17 protein-coding genes are annotated in these 18,842 nt (G+C 36.1%); 7 read left to right on the forward strand and 10 right to left on the reverse strand.

Annotated elements, in window-relative coordinates; all coding sequences use genetic code 11:
• Positions 1 to 80: 80 nt before the first annotated feature.
• Entirely contained in the window at positions 81 to 3,992 is a 3,912-nt protein-coding gene (locus AC52CF_RS08655) for a DUF7948 domain-containing protein (RefSeq protein WP_375181381.1), read from the reverse strand.
• A 181-nt stretch (positions 3,993 to 4,173) separates the two neighbouring features.
• Here AC52CF_RS08655 and AC52CF_RS08660 point away from each other — a divergent pair, with 181 nt between their 5' ends.
• The 4 genes from AC52CF_RS08660 to AC52CF_RS08675 all read left to right on the forward strand — a co-directional run bounded on the left by AC52CF_RS08660 (position 4,174) and on the right by AC52CF_RS08675 (position 10,474).
• Entirely contained in the window at positions 4,174 to 4,767 is a 594-nt protein-coding gene (locus tag AC52CF_RS08660) for a TetR/AcrR family transcriptional regulator (RefSeq protein WP_496518068.1), read from the forward strand.
• Between the two features lie 93 nt (positions 4,768 to 4,860).
• Entirely contained in the window at positions 4,861 to 6,213 is a 1,353-nt protein-coding gene (locus AC52CF_RS08665) for a TolC family protein (protein ID WP_214591097.1), read from the forward strand.
• A gap of 6 nt (positions 6,214 to 6,219) precedes the next feature.
• Complete coding sequence (locus AC52CF_RS08670; RefSeq protein WP_235130550.1) at positions 6,220 to 7,281, forward strand: efflux RND transporter periplasmic adaptor subunit; 1,062 nt, start codon at positions 6,220 to 6,222, stop codon at positions 7,279 to 7,281.
• Between the two features lie 7 nt (positions 7,282 to 7,288).
• A complete protein-coding gene (locus AC52CF_RS08675; RefSeq protein WP_235130551.1) occupies positions 7,289 to 10,474 on the forward strand; it encodes an efflux RND transporter permease subunit in 3,186 nt (1,061 codons plus the stop codon).
• A 445-nt stretch (positions 10,475 to 10,919) separates the two neighbouring features.
• Here the strand turns inward: AC52CF_RS08675 and AC52CF_RS08680 are convergent, their stop codons facing one another.
• From AC52CF_RS08680 to AC52CF_RS08720, 9 genes are all read right to left on the reverse strand, one after another.
• Entirely contained in the window at positions 10,920 to 11,366 is a 447-nt protein-coding gene (locus tag AC52CF_RS08680) for a KTSC domain-containing protein (protein ID WP_087710487.1), read from the reverse strand.
• Positions 11,367 to 11,499: 133 nt separating this feature from the next.
• Positions 11,500 to 11,880, reverse strand: coding sequence for a VOC family protein (locus AC52CF_RS08685; protein ID WP_496518069.1), 381 nt, complete (start codon positions 11,878 to 11,880; stop codon positions 11,500 to 11,502).
• Positions 11,881 to 11,895: 15 nt separating this feature from the next.
• A complete protein-coding gene (locus AC52CF_RS08690; protein WP_375181384.1) occupies positions 11,896 to 12,591 on the reverse strand; it encodes a hypothetical protein in 696 nt (231 codons plus the stop codon).
• A gap of 240 nt (positions 12,592 to 12,831) precedes the next feature.
• Complete coding sequence (locus AC52CF_RS08695; RefSeq protein ID WP_375181385.1) at positions 12,832 to 13,239, reverse strand: hypothetical protein; 408 nt, start codon at positions 13,237 to 13,239, stop codon at positions 12,832 to 12,834.
• A gap of 5 nt (positions 13,240 to 13,244) precedes the next feature.
• Positions 13,245 to 13,823, reverse strand: a complete 579-nt coding sequence (locus AC52CF_RS08700; protein ID WP_214589947.1) for a hypothetical protein — start codon at positions 13,821 to 13,823, stop codon at positions 13,245 to 13,247.
• Positions 13,824 to 13,857: 34 nt separating this feature from the next.
• Positions 13,858 to 14,439, reverse strand: a complete 582-nt coding sequence (gene nudK / locus AC52CF_RS08705; RefSeq protein WP_496518212.1) for a GDP-mannose pyrophosphatase NudK — start codon at positions 14,437 to 14,439, stop codon at positions 13,858 to 13,860.
• Positions 14,440 to 14,465: 26 nt separating this feature from the next.
• Positions 14,466 to 15,368 (reverse strand): TIGR01777 family oxidoreductase, encoded by a 903-nt coding sequence (locus AC52CF_RS08710; RefSeq protein ID WP_496518070.1) that lies wholly within the window; start codon positions 15,366 to 15,368, stop codon positions 14,466 to 14,468.
• Positions 15,369 to 15,389: 21 nt separating this feature from the next.
• Entirely contained in the window at positions 15,390 to 15,734 is a 345-nt protein-coding gene (locus AC52CF_RS08715; protein WP_214589944.1) for a hypothetical protein, read from the reverse strand.
• Positions 15,731 to 16,336 carry an HPP family protein gene (locus AC52CF_RS08720; RefSeq protein WP_235130559.1) on the reverse strand — a complete coding sequence of 202 codons (606 nt, stop codon included), beginning with the start codon at positions 16,334 to 16,336 and terminating at the stop codon, positions 15,731 to 15,733. Before AC52CF_RS08720 ends, AC52CF_RS08715 begins: the two co-directional genes overlap by 4 nt.
• Positions 16,337 to 16,496: 160 nt before the next feature.
• On the opposite strand from AC52CF_RS08720, the gene AC52CF_RS08725 reads away from it, so the two are divergent.
• The 3 genes from AC52CF_RS08725 to hisS all read left to right on the forward strand — a co-directional run bounded on the left by AC52CF_RS08725 (position 16,497) and on the right by hisS (position 18,816).
• On the forward strand, positions 16,497 to 16,829 hold the full coding sequence (locus AC52CF_RS08725) for a single-stranded DNA-binding protein (RefSeq protein WP_485395502.1): 333 nt from the start codon (positions 16,497 to 16,499) through the stop codon (positions 16,827 to 16,829).
• 17 nt (positions 16,830 to 16,846) lie between these two features.
• Positions 16,847 to 17,302, forward strand: a complete 456-nt coding sequence (locus AC52CF_RS08730) for an HRDC domain-containing protein (protein ID WP_336688805.1) — start codon at positions 16,847 to 16,849, stop codon at positions 17,300 to 17,302.
• A gap of 164 nt (positions 17,303 to 17,466) precedes the next feature.
• On the forward strand, positions 17,467 to 18,816 hold the full coding sequence (gene hisS, locus AC52CF_RS08735; RefSeq protein ID WP_496518071.1) for a histidine--tRNA ligase: 1,350 nt from the start codon (positions 17,467 to 17,469) through the stop codon (positions 18,814 to 18,816).
• The last annotated feature ends 26 nt before the right edge of the window (positions 18,817 to 18,842 follow it).

The following is an 18,842-nucleotide window of genomic DNA, read 5'->3' on the forward strand; positions in this document are numbered from 1 at the left end:
ACTCATCAAAAAGTGGTAAAAAATAATCAATAAACCTTTAAAAATAAAAAACGAGCGGAAAATTTTCCGCTCGTTTTTGTTTAGTCTCTGTTTTTAATCAGAAGCCAGCCTGTATATACTCTGCCATCTGAAACTTTTATCGTATACCAGTAGTTTCCTGTCGGGACAGGACTTCCGTTGAGTTTCCCGTCCCAATGCAGAGGTTTTTTAGAAATAATCTCTTTGAAAACAGGAAGACCTCTTCTGTCGTAAACGTTCACTTCAGTTCCCGGATAATTTTCCAGTCCTGTAATTTTCCATTGATCGTTATATCCGTCTGCATTAGGAGTGAATGCATTTGGGATATTGAATATCGAAAAAGGTTTCTGACCAATAATACAGCCGCCCTTTGTTCTTACATAAACAATATATTCTCCAATATTTAAGTTCGTGAAAATGTTAGAATCCTGCCATGTGAAGTTATCTAAAGAATATTCAAAGCTGCCTGTCGCAGAAAGGATTACCGTTGCGGAATTATTGCTGATATTTACGGAAACAATTTCCGGCAAAACCGTATAGCTTACCTGAATGTTATCTGTACTCTGACAGCCAAAACTATTCGTTACTGTTACAGAATAATTTCCGGGAGCTGAAACGGTAATTGTCTGAGTTGTCGCTCCGTTGCTCCATAGGTAAGATGAAAATCCGCTTCCTGCATCCAGAGTAACTGTTTTTCCTTTACAGAAATCAATTCTTTCAGGAAGGTTAAATATAGGTTTAGGGTTCAGAGCTAAATTTAATCGTACAATTTTAAAACATCCGTCCGGTGTGGAAACTTTTACGTGGATTACAGTAGCACCTAAATTGATAGAATATGCCGAAGGATTGGTAATTACGTTCCCAAAATCATCCGTATAAGTAAATGTATATCCTGAAGGATTGGCAATAATATTACTTTGATACGACGTTAAATTCACCATCATAGAGTTTCCTGTCGTACTGTTACAGAACGTCGCCGAATAATCATTGGCAGGAACATTATTCGTTGAAAGTGTTACCGTAATTGCCAGTTTTTCAGATTCACAATTGTTCACCGTCTGTGTTACGTAGTAAACTGTTCCATTTACCAGAGGAGTTGTAAGCGGTAAGATATTTCCTGCGGCATCATAAAACTTAAGGGAAGTTCCGGTTACAGCTAAACTTGCCAAAGTAGGATTTGCCGAAGCACAAAAATCCTGAACAGCGTTTCCTGTAGGTTTCGGAGTTTCATTTACAGTAACCTGAACAGCGATTTTATCACTTTCGCATCCGTTAATCGTTTGAGAAGCATAATAGGTCTGTCCGTTTACCAGAGCCGTTGTAGAAGGCAAAACATTTCCGGCTGCATTGTACCATTTGATATTCTGTCCTGTAATCTGAATATTGGCAACCGTTGGATTAGTGCTTTTACAGAAAATTTGTTGAATATTGGTTGTTACAGGTAATGCCGTTGCTGTTACCGTTACATTTTGGTTTTGAGCCGAAACATTTCCGTTTCCGTCATTATAAGTCCAGTGAATCACATAAGTTCCCGGAACAGAATAGGAAAGAGGATCGGTAGTGGTTGCCGTAATAATTCCGGCACAATTATCTGTTGCTTTTGGAAAACTGGAAATCGTCGTATGGCAGTCTCCGGTAATGTTGGGAAGACTGGCAGTATTTGGAATTGGAGCAACATTGTCTCCTACAACTACGTTTACTGTAAAACTTCCATCGCAGGCTCCTGAACCGGTAACCTGACAGGTGTATACTCCTGCGTTAGCTGCTGTTGCGTTGGGAATTACAGGATTCTGTAGAGTAGAAGTAAATCCGTTTGGACCTGTCCAGTGGTAATTTGTGCCTCCGGTTGCACTTAGCTGAAGGTTAGAGTTAATACAAACGGGAGAGTTTGATGAAATTACAGCAGACGACGTACAATCCTGAAATTTTGCAATAAATATATCATTCGATGGATGACCGCCTTGTTGCTGAAATGTTCCCGGAGTTGCAATACCAGTTGTATTATTACTGGACATTCCTGTAAAGTAAATAAATCCGTTACTGTCTTTAGTTGGTGTTCCTAATTGAGTTCCCCCGTTACCTCCATAAAAAGTTCCCCATTCTTTAACATTACTAGAATTATATTTTACTAAAAAAGTTTTAATATAGGGCCCGGTTGTTTCCATATAAGCACCGGGAGTTGCAATGCCCGTTTGATTTGTGTAAGCCAGCCCTCCAAAAAATATATTTCCTGTAATATCTATGTAGGCTGTTAATTGCATCTGATAAATAAATGGAAAATAAACTTTATCGATAGCGTTGGATGCTAAATCTACTTTCCAGACTCCCGGTTTTAGAACACTACCAGGAACAAGCTCCATATATTCGCCGGCAAGTAAAAGTTTATTATTAATGATTCTTGCTTCACGTACACTTTCCTGCCCGTTTTCTCCAAAATAGCTTGATCTTAACAAAATTCCTGATTTTGAAAATTTTAAATAGAGTCCATCCGATGTGCCGCCATTTGTAGCCTGAAACGGATTAATCATTGGAATTGTAGAAGATTGCGTTGCTCCAATCACTTCCAGATTATTTGTAGAAGAAAATATAGTGAAAATAGATGTTGATAATGATGAACCACCAAAATAAGTAGACCATTGTGCATTACCCGTTGCACTGTCCAGATCAATTAAGAACCCATCATAATACCCTGCTCCGCTCGGTTTTACAGGATATGCAGCATTAATAACCGGAAAGTCTGTACTCATCGTTTCTCCTCCAAGATAAATATGGCTTTGGTTATAGGAAACAGTATAGCATTCATCAACTTGAGTTCCGCTGAAATCTTTAATATACATTAAATTTCCATTAGCATTTAATTTTACTAATAGTGCATCTTTAGTAAGTGTTTTTTCTGCTGTACCGCCGAGATAAACATTATAATTTTCATCAAATGTAACATCATTGAAATAATCTGTTTTGGAAGTTCCGTAATAAGTACTCCAGGATCTTTGCCCGTCACTTGTAAGTTTCATTACAAATGCATCAGCTTGTCCGTTTAGCCAGGTTTGATATGCACCACTTGTAGCAATATTAGAAGTACTGGTAGTTCCTCCATAAAGATAAGGTCTGTTTTGATCGTCGGTTTTAATTTTTCCGTAATCTTCTCCATAACCTCCTGCATAACTTCCCCAAACCCTTGTAGGAACCGGATCAATAACAATAGTTTTATCAGAAACATTTACAGGAGCATTAAATCCGAAAATCTCATCGCCAAGATCATTAAAAGAAACATGAATATTCTCTTTTTTATTTCCTGCAATCCAGCTGTTAGGAATATTTTCATACATTTCTCCGAAACGTAATTTCATTAAAAGTTTATTCTCTTTTACAGCAACAGGAGCACCACTGAATTTCATTTTAATATCTGAAATTTTTCCTCCGGGATTGATAATAAAATTATACTCAATGGGTTTTAAAGTATCATTAGGTTTAAAAAATACCAGATCAATGTTCGGATAAATATTTTTATAAGAAACTTTCTGATAACGATGCACACTGGTTACTCCTTTCGGTTTGTTGGGAATGTTGTAATAATTATCGTAATCTGCAGATTTGCCTTCCGCAGTCAATTTTGCCGTTTTGTTCGAATTAATTAATTCAATATCAATTCGGTGAAACAGATTTTCGTAATTAAATTCATCATAACAATATGTTTTTGCATCAACAGAATGGTCTTTTCGGAATTTTGACGAATTCGGGTTTACTGTTTTTTTTGTTTCATAAACATCATAAGAAAAACCGTTAGATCGAAGCTGTACATTCAGTCCTGCAGAGTGGAAAAGGTATTTTACGCCTGCATTTTCTTTACCGTCCTGATCTACGATCTGTCCCTTGTTTTCGTAAAAATAATAATCATTGTTTTTTGAAATTTTGCTTTGAGAAAACAAAAATCCACAGCAGAAAACTGTGCATAGAAACAATATTTTTCGCATCGGTTACTAATTTTTCGGCAAAGATATAAAATCAGGTTATTTATCAAAGGTTAATAAGTCGTAATCTGAGAATAAAGTCAAAAATATGATGCATGTCACACTAATTTGTTTAATAATTTTGTTTAACAATTTTGTCAAAAATAAAATTTGATTTAAATTTGCACAAATTTGTTTAACAAAAATGTCAAATCAAGCAAAAAAAGACCAAACACAGGAATTAATTAAAGACACAGCAAAGAATTTATTCTTTGTGAAAGGTAAGTTTGACGCTACTACTCAGGAGATTGCTGATGAAGCCGGTGTCAACAGAACGCTTATCAATTATTATTTCCGCTCACGGGACAATCTCATTCAGATTATTTTTGATGAAGCTCAGAAAGTGGAAAAAGAAAAATCTGAAATTATCATGAATTCTGATCTTCCTCTGAAAGAAAAGATCAGCCAGTTTATCGAAGGAAGTTTGTCTACAAGTCTTCAGTATCCTTATCTCGAAACCTATATCGTTTCACAGATCAATAAAGGAAACTGCCACAAAAAAGACATCGAAGAAGATGAGCTGAAAAGGCTTTTTACAGATATTGAAATAGAAATGGAACGGGGAAATATAGAGAGGATGAAACCTATTCATTTTCTTCTGAATATGATTTCTCTGCTGGTTTTTCCAAGCGCGGTAAGACCTTTATTAATGGAAAATCTTATGATCAGCGAAGAGGAATTCGATAAGATCATTTCCGAAAGAAAAGAGATCATTTTGAATATGCTATTTAAAAACTAAAAAAATGTTAAAGTATTTTAAGAAATGATTCGTCATTTAGATATAAAAGCATTTAACATAATAATTACATTAAAAAAATAAACGAAGTATAATATTATGAAAAAACGTATAACTGCAAACAAGCTAAAAGTAGGAATAGCGGCTGCATTTATGATGTTCGGTTTTTCATCGGTGTCTGCACAACAGCAGGTTTCCTTACAGGAAGCAATCAAACAGGCACTTCAGAATAAAGCGGAAGCCAAAAAGGCAGCTTTACAGATCAAAAAAGCCGAATATAAGATTGATGAGGCAAAAGCAGGAGCTTTACCTCAGATTTCAGCGACAGCAGGTCTTACCTACAATCCCATCATTCAGGAATCCCTTCTTGCATTTGGAGGCGAAAAAATCAGAGCCCAGTTTGGACAGCCTTGGAACTCTACCGCTTCCGTACAGCTTCAACAGGCAATTTTCGATCAGAGAGTGTTCACCGGACTGAAGGCGGCAAAATCTACAAGAGAATTTTATGTTCTTAATGCACAGCTTACCAATGAGCAGATCATCGAAAACGTAGCATCCGCTTACTATCAGGTTTTTGTTCAGGAAGAAAATCTTAAAACCGTAGAAGCAAGCTATGCGAATACCGAAAAAGTAAGAAATGTAATTAAAAGTCTGGTGGATAACGGACTGGCAAAATCCATTGATCTCGACAGAACGAATGTTCAGCTTACCAACATCGGATCAAACAAACAGACATTAATTAATTCTGTTCAGTTGGCTAAAAACGCACTGAAGTTCTATATGGGAGTTCCGATTGAATCTGATATCGAGCTAGAAGAAAAAACCATTGAACCAAAACCGGAACTGGTTGCAGGAAATTTAAATCTTGATAACCGTACCGAAATCAAAGTTTTAAATAAAAACAGAGAGCTTCTGGTATTCAATAAAAAAGCGACTGAAGCGTATCTTTACCCTACAGTAAGCCTTGTTGCCAATTACGGCTGGGGTGCAAACGGAGCAAAATTTCCATTAACTAACGGGCTTAAAAATGGTGTGCTTTGGAGCGATTACTCTGCAATCGGATTAAATGTTAATATTCCGATTTTTACCGGAGGAGCTACAAAAGCAAAGATCAATCAGGCAGAAGTTGATATTCAGGATCTTGATCTGGATATTCAGAATACACAGTTAAGCCTTAATTTAGATTATAAAAATGCCATTACCAACATAGAAAATGCTTTAATTAATATTGAAAGTATGAAAGACAACGTAGGATTGGCAGAAAGAGTTCAGAAAAATACACAATCCAATTACCAGTACGGTTTAGCAACACTTACAGAAGTTCTGGATGCTGAAAATGCATTAACGCAGGCAAAACAGAATTACGCCAATGCTTTGCTGGATTACAAACAGGCTGAAATTAAATTAATTAAAGCAAAAGGAGAATTAAACACACTACAAAACCCGTAATAAACTATGAAAAAAACTTTAATATATATCATCGTAGCAGCTGTCCTGGTTGGTTTGGCGGCTTACAAGATTGCCGGAAATAAAGAAAAGCAGACACAGGAAGTAAAAGAGGTTGCAAAGCAGGTAGACAAAGTTAACGTAAACGTTGTAACGGTTTCGAGAGAAAACATTGATACAGATTACAGTGCAAACGGAACATTTATCCCGAAGCAGGAAATGAACCAGTCTTCTGAAATTTCAGGACGCGTGGTAAGCGTTTTGGTAAAAGAAGGCTCAAGAGTGGGAGCAGGACAGGTATTGGCAACTATTAAAAGAGATGCTATTGAAGTAGATGTTACACAGGCTCAGAACAATTTACAGAATGCTATTGCAGACAACCAGCGTTATGAAAATGCCTTTAAAACAGGAGGTGTTACCAAACAGCAGCTTGATAATTCCAGATTACAGCTTAAAAACGCTCAGGCTGCTCTAAGAGCTCAGGGTGTAAAAGTAAATGATACAAGTATTCGTGCAGGAATCAGCGGAACCATCAATAAAAAAATGGTAGAGCCGGGAATGGTGGTTGCTCCGGGAACAGGACTATTCGAAATCGTAAACATCAACAGCTTAAAACTTTCGGTTTTGGTTGATGAAAGCCAGATCGGGAAAATTCAGTTAGGACAGGAAGTTCCGATTAAAGTAAACGTTTTACCGGAAGATTCATTTGTGGGAAGAATTACATTTATCGCTCCTAAAAGTGATGCTTCTTTAAATTTCCCTGTTGAAATTGAAGTTCAGAACAGAGGAAACCTTAAAGCCGGTATGTACGCAACAGCAACCTTTAAAACAAACAACGGCGCAGAAACACAGAATATGTTAACGGTTCCTGCAGAAGCATTTGTAAACGGGGTAAGCTCCGGACAATTATTTGTTGTACAGAACGGAGTGGCTAAACTCATCAAAGTAACCGTCGGAAAAGTATATGGCGATAAAGTTCAGGTTTTAAGCGGACTGAATGACGGAGATCAGGTGGTTACAAGCGGACAGATCAATCTGGATAACGGATCTAAAGTAAATATCGTAAAGTAGAAGGTTTATGAAGTTAGCAGAAATATCGATTAAAAGACCTTCGTTGGTAATCGTATTGTTTACGATTCTTACGTTGGGAGGTATCCTGAGTTATACGCTCATGGGATACGAATTGATTCCGAAGTTTGAAACCAATATGGTAACCATTTCTACGGTGTATCCGGGAGCTTCGCCTGCAGAGGTGGAAACATCCGTTACCCGAAAGATTGAAGATGCCGTTGGTTCTTTGGAAAATGTGAAGAAAGTAGAATCTTCTTCCTATGAAAGTTTGTCCGTAATTATGGTTCAGCTGAACGACGGAGCTGATGTAGATTATGCATTGAATGATGCACAGAGAAAGGTAAACGCCATTCTGGCAGACCTTCCGGATGATGTAAAAGCGCCGTCTCTTAATAAATTCTCTCTGGATGATTTACCGATTATCACGATGAGTATTTCATCAGACAAATTAAACAGCAAAGATCTTTATGACCTTTTAGATAAAAAAATTGAGCCTATTTTCTCCCGTGTAAACGGTGTTGCTCAGGTTGACCTTGTGGGTGGACAGGAAAGAGAAATTCAGGTAAATCTTGACGAGAAAAAACTGCAGGGTTACGGACTTTCTATCGGAGATGTTCAGCAGGCAATTCTTTCTTCAAACTTAGATTTCCCGACAGGTAGTCTGAAAACCAGAACCTCAAAATCTACCATCAGATTATCCGGAAAGTATAAATCTGTAGCTGAAATGAACAATCTTGTGGTTTCCAATAAAAACGGAGCGCAGGTTCGTTTGTCTGATATTGCTACGGTTTTCGATTCTCAGAAAGATGTGGAGAAAGTAGCGAGATTCAACCAGTTTCCTACGATCTTAATGCAGGTTAAAAAACAATCTGATGCCAATGCGGTTGCAGTATCTGAAAGCGTTCAGAAAACCATTGAAACCGTTCAGGAAGCTTATAAAGCACAGGGTGTAAAAGTAAAAGTGGTAAACGATACAACCGACTTTACCCTTGAATCTGCGAACCACGTAATTTTCGACTTATTCTTAGCGATTATTCTGGTAGCAATTGTAATGTTATTATTCCTTCACAGCATCAGAAATGCCTTCATCGTAATGGTTTCCATTCCGGCTTCATTGGTGGCAACATTCATCGGAATGAATCTGATGGGATATACGCTGAACTTAATGAGTTTACTGGGACTTTCCTTAGTGGTAGGTATTCTTGTGGATGACGCGATCGTTGTACTGGAAAATATTTACCGTCACATGGAGATGGGGAAAAGTAAAATCAGGGCAGCCTACGACGGGGCTTCGGAGATCGGGTTTACTGTTGCAGCGATTACTTTGGTAATTGTGGTGGTATTCTTACCGATTGCGATGAGTTCTGGTTTGGTAGCCAACATTCTGGCTCAGTTCTGCGTTACGGTGGTTATCGCAACAATGCTATCGTTGCTGGCTTCATTTACCATCATTCCGTGGCTTTCATCTAGATTTGGTAAGCTTGAGCATTTAACAGGAAAAAACTGGTTCGAAAAATTCATCCTTTGGTTTGAAGGTTTAATCGAGAAATTCACGCACTGGATCACAGGAATTCTTGAATGGTGTTTAAAAACCACATTAAGAAGAATTTCCACGGTCGTAATTACTTTCATCGTATTGATTTCTTCATTCATGTTGGTAGCATTCGGATTTATCGGAGGAGAATTTTTCCCGCCGATCGATAGAGGGCAGTTCCTTGTTCAGATGGAATTACCAAAAGATGCAACCATTGAAAAGACCAATCAACTGACTTTAGATGTTGAGAAGTTTTTAAGAAACGATAAAGATGTTGTTGATTTAATTACAACAGTAGGACAGCAGTCAACAGGTTTTGGCGGAGCTCAGGCGACAACTTATCAGTCGGAAGTTCAGGTAAATTTAACGGATAAATCTGAACGTTCTGAAAGCACCAATATCAAAGCTGCAAAAATAAAAAGAGCTTTAGAAGAGAAATTTACAGGAGTAGAATTCAAAACTGCTCCAATCGGAATCATGGGTGCTGAAAATGCACCGATCGAAATGGTAGTAACCGCTCCGGACAACGCAACCGCTGTAAAAGAAGCAACAAGAATTTTAGAATTGCTGAAAAAAGTTCCGGGAGCAGTAGATGCAGAATTATCTACCGATTCAGGAAACCCTGAAGTTCAGGTAAATATCGACAGAGATAAAATGGCTTCTTTAGGCCTGAATCTTTCAAGTGTAGGACAGACAATGCAGACGGCATTCAACGGAAATACAGACGGGAAATTCAGAGCTGGAGAGTACGAGTATGACATCAATATCCGTTTCGGAGATGCGAACAGACAGTCTATTGATGATGTTAAAAACTTAATGTTTACGAATCCTCAGGGACAGCAGGTTCGTCTTAGTCAGTTTGCTGAGGTTAAAATGGGATCTGGGCCGAGTTTGCTTGAGCGTAGAGATAAATCACCTTCTGTAAAAGTAAGAGCTAAAGCAGTGGGTAGACCTGTAGGAGATGTTGCCAACGAATGGGCAAATCAGTTCATGAAGAGCAAAAACAAACCTATAGGAGTAGATTATATTTGGAGTGGAGATATGGAAAACCAGCAGGAAGGTTTCGGTACGTTGGGAATCGCTTTATTGGCGGCTATTGTATTGGTTTACCTTGTAATGGTTTCATTATACGACAGTTTTGTGTATCCTTTCGTGGTATTGTTCTCAATTCCTCTGGCGATGATCGGAGTAATGGTAATTCTTGCCTTAACAGCAAATTCACTGAATATCTTTACGATGTTAGGGATGATTATGTTGATTGGTCTGGTTGCGAAGAACGCGATTTTGATTGTCGACTTTACCAATGCCAGAAAAGCAGCAGGATCCAATACACACGACGCTTTGGTACAGGCAAATCACGCCCGTCTTCGTCCGATCCTTATGACAACGATTGCGATGATCTTCGGGATGCTGCCGATCGCATTGGCGACTGGAGCCGGAGCGGAAATGAACAAAGGTTTGGCTTGGGTAGTTATCGGTGGTTTAACATCGTCTCTATTCCTTACCTTAATTATTGTACCGGTAGTTTACTCTTTATTTGATTCAATTCTGAGAAGAATGGGTAAACATAAAAAAGTAGATTATGAAGCTGAAATGAAAGCCGATTATGAGCACAGAGAACTAAGTGAAGATGGTTTTACGCCAAAACATTTAGACTAATATAACACCTTAATTAACCAAAAACCGTATCAGCAATGATGCGGTTTTTTTTATGTCATTGCGACCAAACTGAAGACCTGCAAACGTAGTTCTGAAGCGACGAAGCAATCTTAAAAAGAAAAGAAACATGATTGCTCATTTGCTGAATAAAAAGTCTTTGCGACCGAAAAGTATGTTCAATAATTTAAAAAAGACTAGCGACTCTTTTGCGTTAAAATTAAAATTTAATTGATTATCTGTTATCAATCATAATGCTTGATTTTAACGCTAAGCAGGCAAAGACTTTTTATAAACAAACTAGTTTTTAAGGTTCGCAGAAGCGTTAAAACTTAACTGAGATCGCAGAGGTTTTTATTCTGACAAATTACGGACAATCAAAAAAAATTAATCAAATAAAAAAGCTTCCAAAATTAATTGAAAGCTCTTATTTATTGTAAATAGGGGATTATTCCGCCATTGCCTCACCGGCTTTTCTGTAGACAAAACTTCCGTAAATATGTCTTCTTGCAAAACGGCTCGGAGAATCAGAATTCACCATTTTGATATAGGTATTTTTCGGAACTCCAAGATATTCGTACATATTTCCGTTCAGGTGCTGCACTTTTAGAACCGATTTTTCAAGATAAAAATCCTGAATATTAGATTTCGTAATGGTTTCGGTATATTCTTCTTTGTATTTTTCCTGTGTTTCCGGATTGATGCTCACCAGAAAATGATAGGCTTCAATCACAGACTTGCTTTTTTCTTCCGCTTCCTGCTTTCCTGCTTCATCATTGATGAATTTATCTGGATGCGTATCTTTCATCGTATTCCTGTAGATGGTTTTCAATTCCTTCAGTGTTACATTTTTATCTACCTCAAGAAGCTTTCTGTATTCGCCTAATTTTTTCATAATGGATGATCCTTATTTCGGGGTGCAAAATTAAGGTTTTAAAATGTAAAAATCATAACTTATTCAGTATTAATTTATTTTATCCTGAAAATTAATATTAAGATAATCTTTGTGCATAATTTTATGTGTTATTTCACAGATAATTACTAACCTCAATTAAATTCAGATCCGGATCTCTAAAATAAACCGATTGTATTTTTCCTAAAGCTCCGGTTCTCTCAACAATTCCTTCGATGATCTCAATATTCTTTTCCTTTAGTTCCCGTAAAACTTCGTAAATGTCGGTTTCGGAAATAAAACATAGATCCGCAGAGCCACAAGTCGGATGTTCAGCTTTTGGTTCAAATTCTTTTACTTTCTGATGAAGGTTAATTTTCTGATTTCCAAAAGTCAGTGCTTTTCTGTTTTCTCCAAAAACTACGACTTCAAACCCAAGAATAGAGGTGTAAAAATCTACTGTTTTTTCAATGTCTGCAACTGTTAAAACAAGGTGATCTATGCTTTTGATTTTCATTTTTGATCTTTTAAATTAAAGACTATTAAAAGGAATTATTTTTTCTTCAGTTAATTTTTTCTTCAGTTGATCAGCATATTGATGGGCAAAATTTTCTTTTTCAACTTTAGGTAAGGCTGAGTAATAATCATCACAAATTTCTTTTGCATCATAATCTTCATCATTTTCGAAAGGTCTTTCAACAACTTCTAAATAATGAACATAATGGCCAAATTCATGTAATAAAGTTCTATACAATTGAGTATTTCTTGAAGGCTCCAAACTTAACTGAGAAACAAAATTTCTTTTATCTTCTGTAAAAATATGTCCGTCTTGCTTTAATCTTTCAAATTCTTTCTGATCTTCAACACTTTGCTTTTTAGACCATGTTAACTTTTTGTTTAAATCTATTGAGTCTAAAACTATTGCTGGAAAATATTCGTTTTCGTACTCAAAGCTGTAAACAAGCCTTCCCCAAACCGGAGAGATTATTTCCTCCTTTCTTTTCGGCTGGCGTAAAACAATAAACTTTAAATCTCCATAATCTTCTTTAGGAATATTTTCGATTATCTTTTCAAGATCAGAAACAGAACAGGAGTGATAACAGTTTTCGCGAAGCTCTTCAATGATAAATAAAAATTCGTGTCCATTTATTACTTTAGATTTTTTTTCATGCTTGCCAATTCTTTCGTAAAAAGACTTTAGTGTTCCGTTAGGTGTTGAAATTTTCAATTTATTATTTTGGCTAAAACCTTGATTTTCGGTTCCTATATTTCTGTTTCTTCTGGTCGCATTGTACATTTTCAGAGCGTAATTATTTTTCGAGATAATTTACATCAAGCCATCCCTTATTAAACCTTACTTTTACCGTATCATTATTCTGAAGATTAAAAATAGCTTTTAAATCTTTGGAAATTCTATAGCGGTTAATTTTTTGAAGATCCTCTTTATCATGAATAGAATTTTCATTATTCAGCCAAAATACTTTCTTTTTTTATCATGAATTACTTCGTAAGTTTTATTGATTTCCGTATTCTTCTTTTTTGAATTGATTAAAAGTAAAGCATTATCCACCAAAGAATGGAATCCGAAGTAAAATCCGCTTCCGAATATCATTAAACCCAATAAAATTGAAGGCACAGCCGAAAACGTAATGTTTTTCCTTGAAATGAAAATAATGATTCCCGCAAGAATAGTAAAAATAAAAACCGTGTATTTCCATGAAAACTCTTTGAAATTTTTTATATCGTCGTTTAAATACAGATCTTTTACAAAGGGTTTGAGAAAAAAATCCTGTAACAAAAGAATTATAATAAAAATAATTACCCAAAAATATTTTCTCAATAAAGCTTTTACATTGACGTTATGGTTATTAGTCATCCTTCTTACTCCGTTCTCTGGAAAATATGCGTCAGTTTGGAATTCTTAATAAAATCCTGAACAGAAGTATCTTTTGTAGCATTTTTATTCGTTAATTCAAAATAATAAATCATAAGATTCGGAAACTTCGGGTCTTTGCAGACCACTTTAAAACGCTTTACCTTTTCATCGGTACTTAAAAAACTCAGTTCAGAACCACCACTCAGTTTAATATTATTGACTTCAAAAGAATCTTTCCAGTTTTTTTGAATTTTTGCAAATCGTTTCTGCGTTCTGTCGCTGTCTTCGTTTTCGAATTTATCAACCTGAAATTCCGTTAAAAGCTGAGGATAAATTAATCCTTCTTTAAGCATCGTTTCAGTAATTTTATCCGCTTTATCATAGAATATAATTTTGTTATCAAACAATATCTGATTGTCATTAAGTGTCATTTTTCCATCGAACTTCTTATAATTTTTCTTTTTATAATCATTCTTAAAATGTTCAATGACAGCTTTATCTTTAGGGCCTGCTTTTTCAGTTTTCTGTCCAAAAACAGAAGCAGATAAAAATAAAGAAAGACTTATTGTATATATTAGTTTCATAATGGCTTGAATAAAATTAATTTAAATTTGAATTTTATAGAATATTTTTAATTCTTAAATATTGCAGCAGCATGATTGTTTTTGCATCTTTAATTTCTCCCGAATCGATCATTTCCAATGCTTTATCAATTGAAAGTTCAAGGACTTCAATGTTTTCGCCTTCTTCATCCAATCCGCCGCCTTCTGTAATTTTCATTTCCGTAGAATATTCTGCAATAAAAAAATGAAGAATTTCTGTTACCGAACCGGGAGACATATAGGCTTCAAATATTTTTTCAGCTTTTGAGATCTTATAACCTGTTTCTTCCTCGGTTTCCCTTCTGATGCAGTCTTCGGGATTGTCATCGTCCAATAATCCGGCACACGCTTCGATCAGCATTCCTGTTGGATTTCCATTGATAAAAGTTGGCAGTCTGAACTGTCTTGTCAAAATAATCGTTTCAGATTTTTTATTATAAAGTAAAATAACGGCACCATTTCCTCTGTCATAGGCTTCACGGCTTTGCTGTTCGATGGTTCCGTCTTTTTTTTGAATATTGAAAGTTACTTTTTTCAAAGTATACCAGTTATCAGATAAAATTTCTGTCTTTTCAATATGTACGTTCATATTTTGCATAGATTTTACAATCTTCATTACATTTTTTATTTCAATAAATCTTCCAGAGCCCGCTTTAATTCAGGAAATTCAAACTGGAAACCTGCTTTCTGAATTTTTTCGGATGAAGCTCTCGAACCTTCCAGCAAGGCCTCCGACAACTCTCCGAACATCAGTTTCAGAACAAAAGCGGGAACATTGGGCATAAATAAAGGTTTGTGAAGAACTTCCGCCATATTTTTTGTCAGATTTTCATTCGTCGTATGTTGCGGGGAATTCGCATTAAATGCACCATCCAGTTCAGAATTTTTTAAAGCAAATTCGTAAATCGAACAAATATCATTGATATGAATCCAAGGCATGTATTGTTTTCCTGTTCCGATAGGCGAACCGATGCCCATTTTTACAGGCGGAAGCATCTTTTTTAAAGCCCCGTCTTTTTTAGAAAGCACCACTGCAGTACGTACTTTAACCACTCTTTCTGCAACATTTTGTTCCTTGAAATCATCCGCAGCTTTCTCCCAGAGAATCACAACTTCACTTAAAAAATCATTTCCCGGACCATCATTTTCAGTAAAAATTTTCTCCGTTGTTTTTGTTCCGTAATAATTAATTCCGGAAGCGGAAATGAAAGATTTTAATCTGATATTATTTTTTTGCAGAGTTTTTAAAAGCAAACCTGCAGAATCGACACGGCTTGAAATCAGTTCTTTTTTTCTTTCATCGGTCCATCTTTTTTCCGAAATATTCGCTCCCGCAAGATGAATGATATGGGAAACATTCTCAAAAACTTTTTCGTCGATCGTTCCTTTTTTAATATCCCATTCAAAATCGTTGCTGTTCTGTTTTTTTCGCGTAAGAAAACGTACCGTATAATCTTTCTCAAGTTTTTTAGACAATTCTTTGGCAACCAGTCCGTTTGCGCCCGTGATAAGAACAATTTCTTTCATGTTTAAAAATCTTTGTTGTTTCTAAGCCTGATTTTTTACGATCAGAACAAAATCATCTTCTAAAAGTTTATAGCCGTAATCGTAAATAAATTTATATTCGGAGCCGTTTTTATAAACTTTCAGATTTGTGAAATAATCGAAATCAAAACCTAAGCCATCGAGCTTGGATTTGGCAATTTTTGTTTTTCCTTCGGTATTCACTTCCGTCAGAATTCTGTAATTTTTGCGAAGCCTGTTATTGATGTTCCGCATCAGATTGCTGGAATCCTTGTTCTGTTTATTGTTGTAGGCATTTCGGCAGGCATCATTACAGAATTTTTTGTCGGATCTGCCGATAATTTTTTCGCCGCATTCGAGACAATTCATAGCTTTTTCATTTTGTGTGGATGTTTGTGTTTTTTCTTCAGTAAATATGTAAACCGATTATGATTCGGATAACTTCTGTTTGAGGTAATATTATTGAAAATTAAAGCAATAATCAATAAAATAATACATCCTGAAAGAACAGGAGAAAGAACATACCAATATCCCAGTTCCGGAATTTTTCCTGTAGAACTTACCGCAATAAGCGCAGTGGCTCCGCCTGGGGGATGAAGCGTTTTTGTGTACTGCATTAAAACGATGGAAAAAGCAACAGCCAGAGGTGCAGAAAGCCAGATGATGTCCGGAACAATTTTATAAACGGTAACGCCTACCAAAGCCGACAGAACGTGTCCTCCGATTAAATTTCTGGGCTGTGCAAGAGGACTTTGAATGGCTCCGTAAATTAAAACGCTTGAAGCTCCGAAAGAACCGATTAAAAAGATATTTTCTGTTGCCGACAAAGTGTGCGACTGGATGAAAGCAATTATTCCGATTCCGAAAAACGCTCCCAGAAACGACCAGAAATGCTCTTTATAGTCTACCAGAGTTTCTCTGTAAATCACATATTTAGAAACGCGGAACGTTCTTTTTATTGTCTTCTTCATAGGATTTCAAAGATACGAAATTATCCGTTTGCAAACGACTACAAACGAATTTAAATAGTTTTCTACCGACTCCGGTTCTTAAATTCAGCAACCTTTGCCACAGAGATTTGAGAAAAACATGAACGTCTCTTATCTGAACGTTAAATTTAAAAATAAAGTTATGTCACTAAGAAACAAAGTTACCCTAATCGGATTTACAGGAAAAGAAGTAGAAATCATCAGCTTCGATAACGGAAATGTAAAAGCTGTCGTTTCTCTTGCAACATCAGATCATTACACCAATGCAAAAGGTGAAAAAGTAGAAGAAACACAATGGCACAATCTGGTCGCTTTCGGAAAAACCGCTGAAATATTTCAAAAATACGTTCCGAAAGGAAAAGAAATCGCTGTGGAAGGAAAACTTACTTACAGATCGTATGACGATAAAGACGGTGTAAAAAGATACATTACGGAAATTCGTGTAGATGAAATTCTTTTGTTGGGAGGAAAATAATCTAAAAATTACAAACCATGAAAATAAAAGTTTTTAAAATCGGACTGGACGACAGACAACTTGAAAAAGATCAAAAAACACTTGAAGCTTTTCTGGAATCGCACGATATTATAAAAGTTGAAACCGCTTTCGTTCAGGACGAAAAATACTGGTCGGTTGTGCTGTATTTTGAAGAATTGAAAATCGTTCAGCAAAGCGTTGTAAAAGATTCTAAAACAGTAAAATACTCCGCAGAAGATGAAGCCTTAAATAATGATGAATTAAAAATACTGGAAGCTTTGAAATACTGGCGCTCCGAGAAAGCAAAAGAACAAAATCTGCCAAGCTATTTTATTGCTTCAAACAAAGAACTGATGTCTGTAGCGAAATATAAACCGGCTAAAAAAGAAGAGTTACGAGATATCAAAGGTTTTGGAAAGCATAAAATAGAAAATTACGGCGAAGAGATTTTGGAAATATTAGAAAGCATATGAGCTTCATGTATTTTTAAGTCTTTTCAAACCTCACAGGTTTTAAAAACCTGTGAGGTTTAGTAATATCTGCAGATAAAGCTTAAACAGGTTTATGTGTAGTAAAAGTCCTTTCAATTCCTTATTTTTGCAGCTTATACATATTAATATCATTTATTTATCATAAAATGAAACCAAGTTTAGCAAGAGGGACAAGAGATTTTTCAGCATTAGAGGTCTCAAGAAGAAGATATATTATCAATACTTTACAGAAAAATTTCGAACTTTTTGGATTTCAGCCTTTAGAAACTCCAAGTTTTGAAAATCTTTCAACATTAACGGGAAAGTACGGAGAAGAAGGAGACCGCCTGATTTTTAAAATTTTAAATTCAGGAAATTATTTAGATAAAATTCCTCAAGAAGAACTAACTATTGAGAATCATCAGGCTTTAACGAAAAAGATTTCTGAAAAAGCATTACGATATGATCTTACCGTGCCTTTTGCAAGATATGTTGCCATGAATCATGGTCAACTTACTTTTCCTTTTAAAAGATATCAGATTCAACCTGTTTGGAGAGCAGATAGACCCGCTAAAGGAAGATTCAGAGAGTTTTACCAGTGCGATGCGGATGTGGTAGGAAGCGAAAGTCTTTTGCAGGAAGTAGATCTGGTTCAGTTGTATTTGAAATCTTTCGCGGAACTTGGAGTTTCTGTAACCATCCACATCAATAACCGTAAAATTCTTTCAGGATTGGCTGAGTTTGCAGGAATTACCGACAAATTAATAGATTTCACGGTAGCTTTGGATAAATTAGACAAAATCGGGAAAGACGGTGTTGTAAAAGAATTGCTGGAAAGAGGAATTGCACAGGAATCAATTAATAAACTGGATTTCCTTTTCAACCAGTCGGATGATGCGCTGGAAAATCTTCTTCAGCTAAAAGAAAAATTTGCAGGGAATGAAACAGGACTAAAAGGGGTAGAAGAGCTTGAATTTGTGATTACACAATCTTTAAATCTCGGTGTGGACATTCAGAATCTTGTGTTTGACATTACGTTAGCAAGAGGTCTGGATTATTACACCGGAGCGATTTTCGAAGTAAAAGCAGATGAAGTTCAGATGGGTTCCATCGGCGGCGGCGGAAGATATGATAATCTTACGGAAGTTTTTGGCGTAAAAAATATTCCGGGAATCGGGATTTCTTTCGGATTAGACAGAATTTATCTTGTGATGGAAGAACTTGGTCTTTTCCCTGAAGGAGCGACCTCTAAAACAGAGTATCTTTTTGCTAATTTCGGTGGAAATGAAACGGTAGCAGCTTTAAAATTAATCCGACAACTGCGAGAAAAAGGAGTTTCCGCAGAAATGTATCCTGAAGCGGCAAAGATTGGCAAACAGTTTACATATGCTGAGAAAAAAGGGATTAAAAATCTGGTATTCTTAGGCGAAGAAGAAATTAAAAACGGAACGGTAACCTATAAAGATCTTGAAGCAGGGGAGCAGAAAACGCTTTCTCTAGAAGAGTTTTTGGGATAGAATAAATAAGAAATAAAAAAGCATCA

Source organism: Chryseobacterium sp. 2P (assembly GCF_059579425.1).

What these genes read in the sequence shown, in the direction of transcription:
- AC52CF_RS08655 (WP_375181381.1), bottom strand. Translation starts at nt 3,992, where the DNA reads ATGCGAAAAATATTGTTTCTATGCACAGTTTTCTGCTGTGGATTTTTG.
- AC52CF_RS08660 (WP_496518068.1), top strand. Translation starts at nt 4,174, where the DNA reads ATGTCAAATCAAGCAAAAAAAGACCAAACACAGGAATTAATTAAAGAC.
- AC52CF_RS08670 (WP_235130550.1), top strand. Translation starts at nt 6,220, where the DNA reads ATGAAAAAAACTTTAATATATATCATCGTAGCAGCTGTCCTGGTTGGT.
- AC52CF_RS08675 (WP_235130551.1), top strand. Translation starts at nt 7,289, where the DNA reads ATGAAGTTAGCAGAAATATCGATTAAAAGACCTTCGTTGGTAATCGTA.
- AC52CF_RS08680 (WP_087710487.1), bottom strand. Translation starts at nt 11,366, where the DNA reads ATGAAAAAATTAGGCGAATACAGAAAGCTTCTTGAGGTAGATAAAAAT.
- AC52CF_RS08685 (WP_496518069.1), bottom strand. Translation starts at nt 11,880, where the DNA reads ATGAAAATCAAAAGCATAGATCACCTTGTTTTAACAGTTGCAGACATT.
- AC52CF_RS08695 (WP_375181385.1), bottom strand. Translation starts at nt 13,239, where the DNA reads ATGACTAATAACCATAACGTCAATGTAAAAGCTTTATTGAGAAAATAT.
- AC52CF_RS08700 (WP_214589947.1), bottom strand. Translation starts at nt 13,823, where the DNA reads ATGAAACTAATATATACAATAAGTCTTTCTTTATTTTTATCTGCTTCT.
- nudK (WP_496518212.1), bottom strand. Translation starts at nt 14,439, where the DNA reads ATGCAAAATATGAACGTACATATTGAAAAGACAGAAATTTTATCTGAT.
- AC52CF_RS08710 (WP_496518070.1), bottom strand. Translation starts at nt 15,368, where the DNA reads ATGAAAGAAATTGTTCTTATCACGGGCGCAAACGGACTGGTTGCCAAA.
- AC52CF_RS08715 (WP_214589944.1), bottom strand. Translation starts at nt 15,734, where the DNA reads ATGAATTGTCTCGAATGCGGCGAAAAAATTATCGGCAGATCCGACAAA.
- AC52CF_RS08720 (WP_235130559.1), bottom strand. Translation starts at nt 16,336, where the DNA reads ATGAAGAAGACAATAAAAAGAACGTTCCGCGTTTCTAAATATGTGATT.
- AC52CF_RS08725 (WP_485395502.1), top strand. Translation starts at nt 16,497, where the DNA reads ATGTCACTAAGAAACAAAGTTACCCTAATCGGATTTACAGGAAAAGAA.
- AC52CF_RS08730 (WP_336688805.1), top strand. Translation starts at nt 16,847, where the DNA reads ATGAAAATAAAAGTTTTTAAAATCGGACTGGACGACAGACAACTTGAA.
- hisS (WP_496518071.1), top strand. Translation starts at nt 17,467, where the DNA reads ATGAAACCAAGTTTAGCAAGAGGGACAAGAGATTTTTCAGCATTAGAG.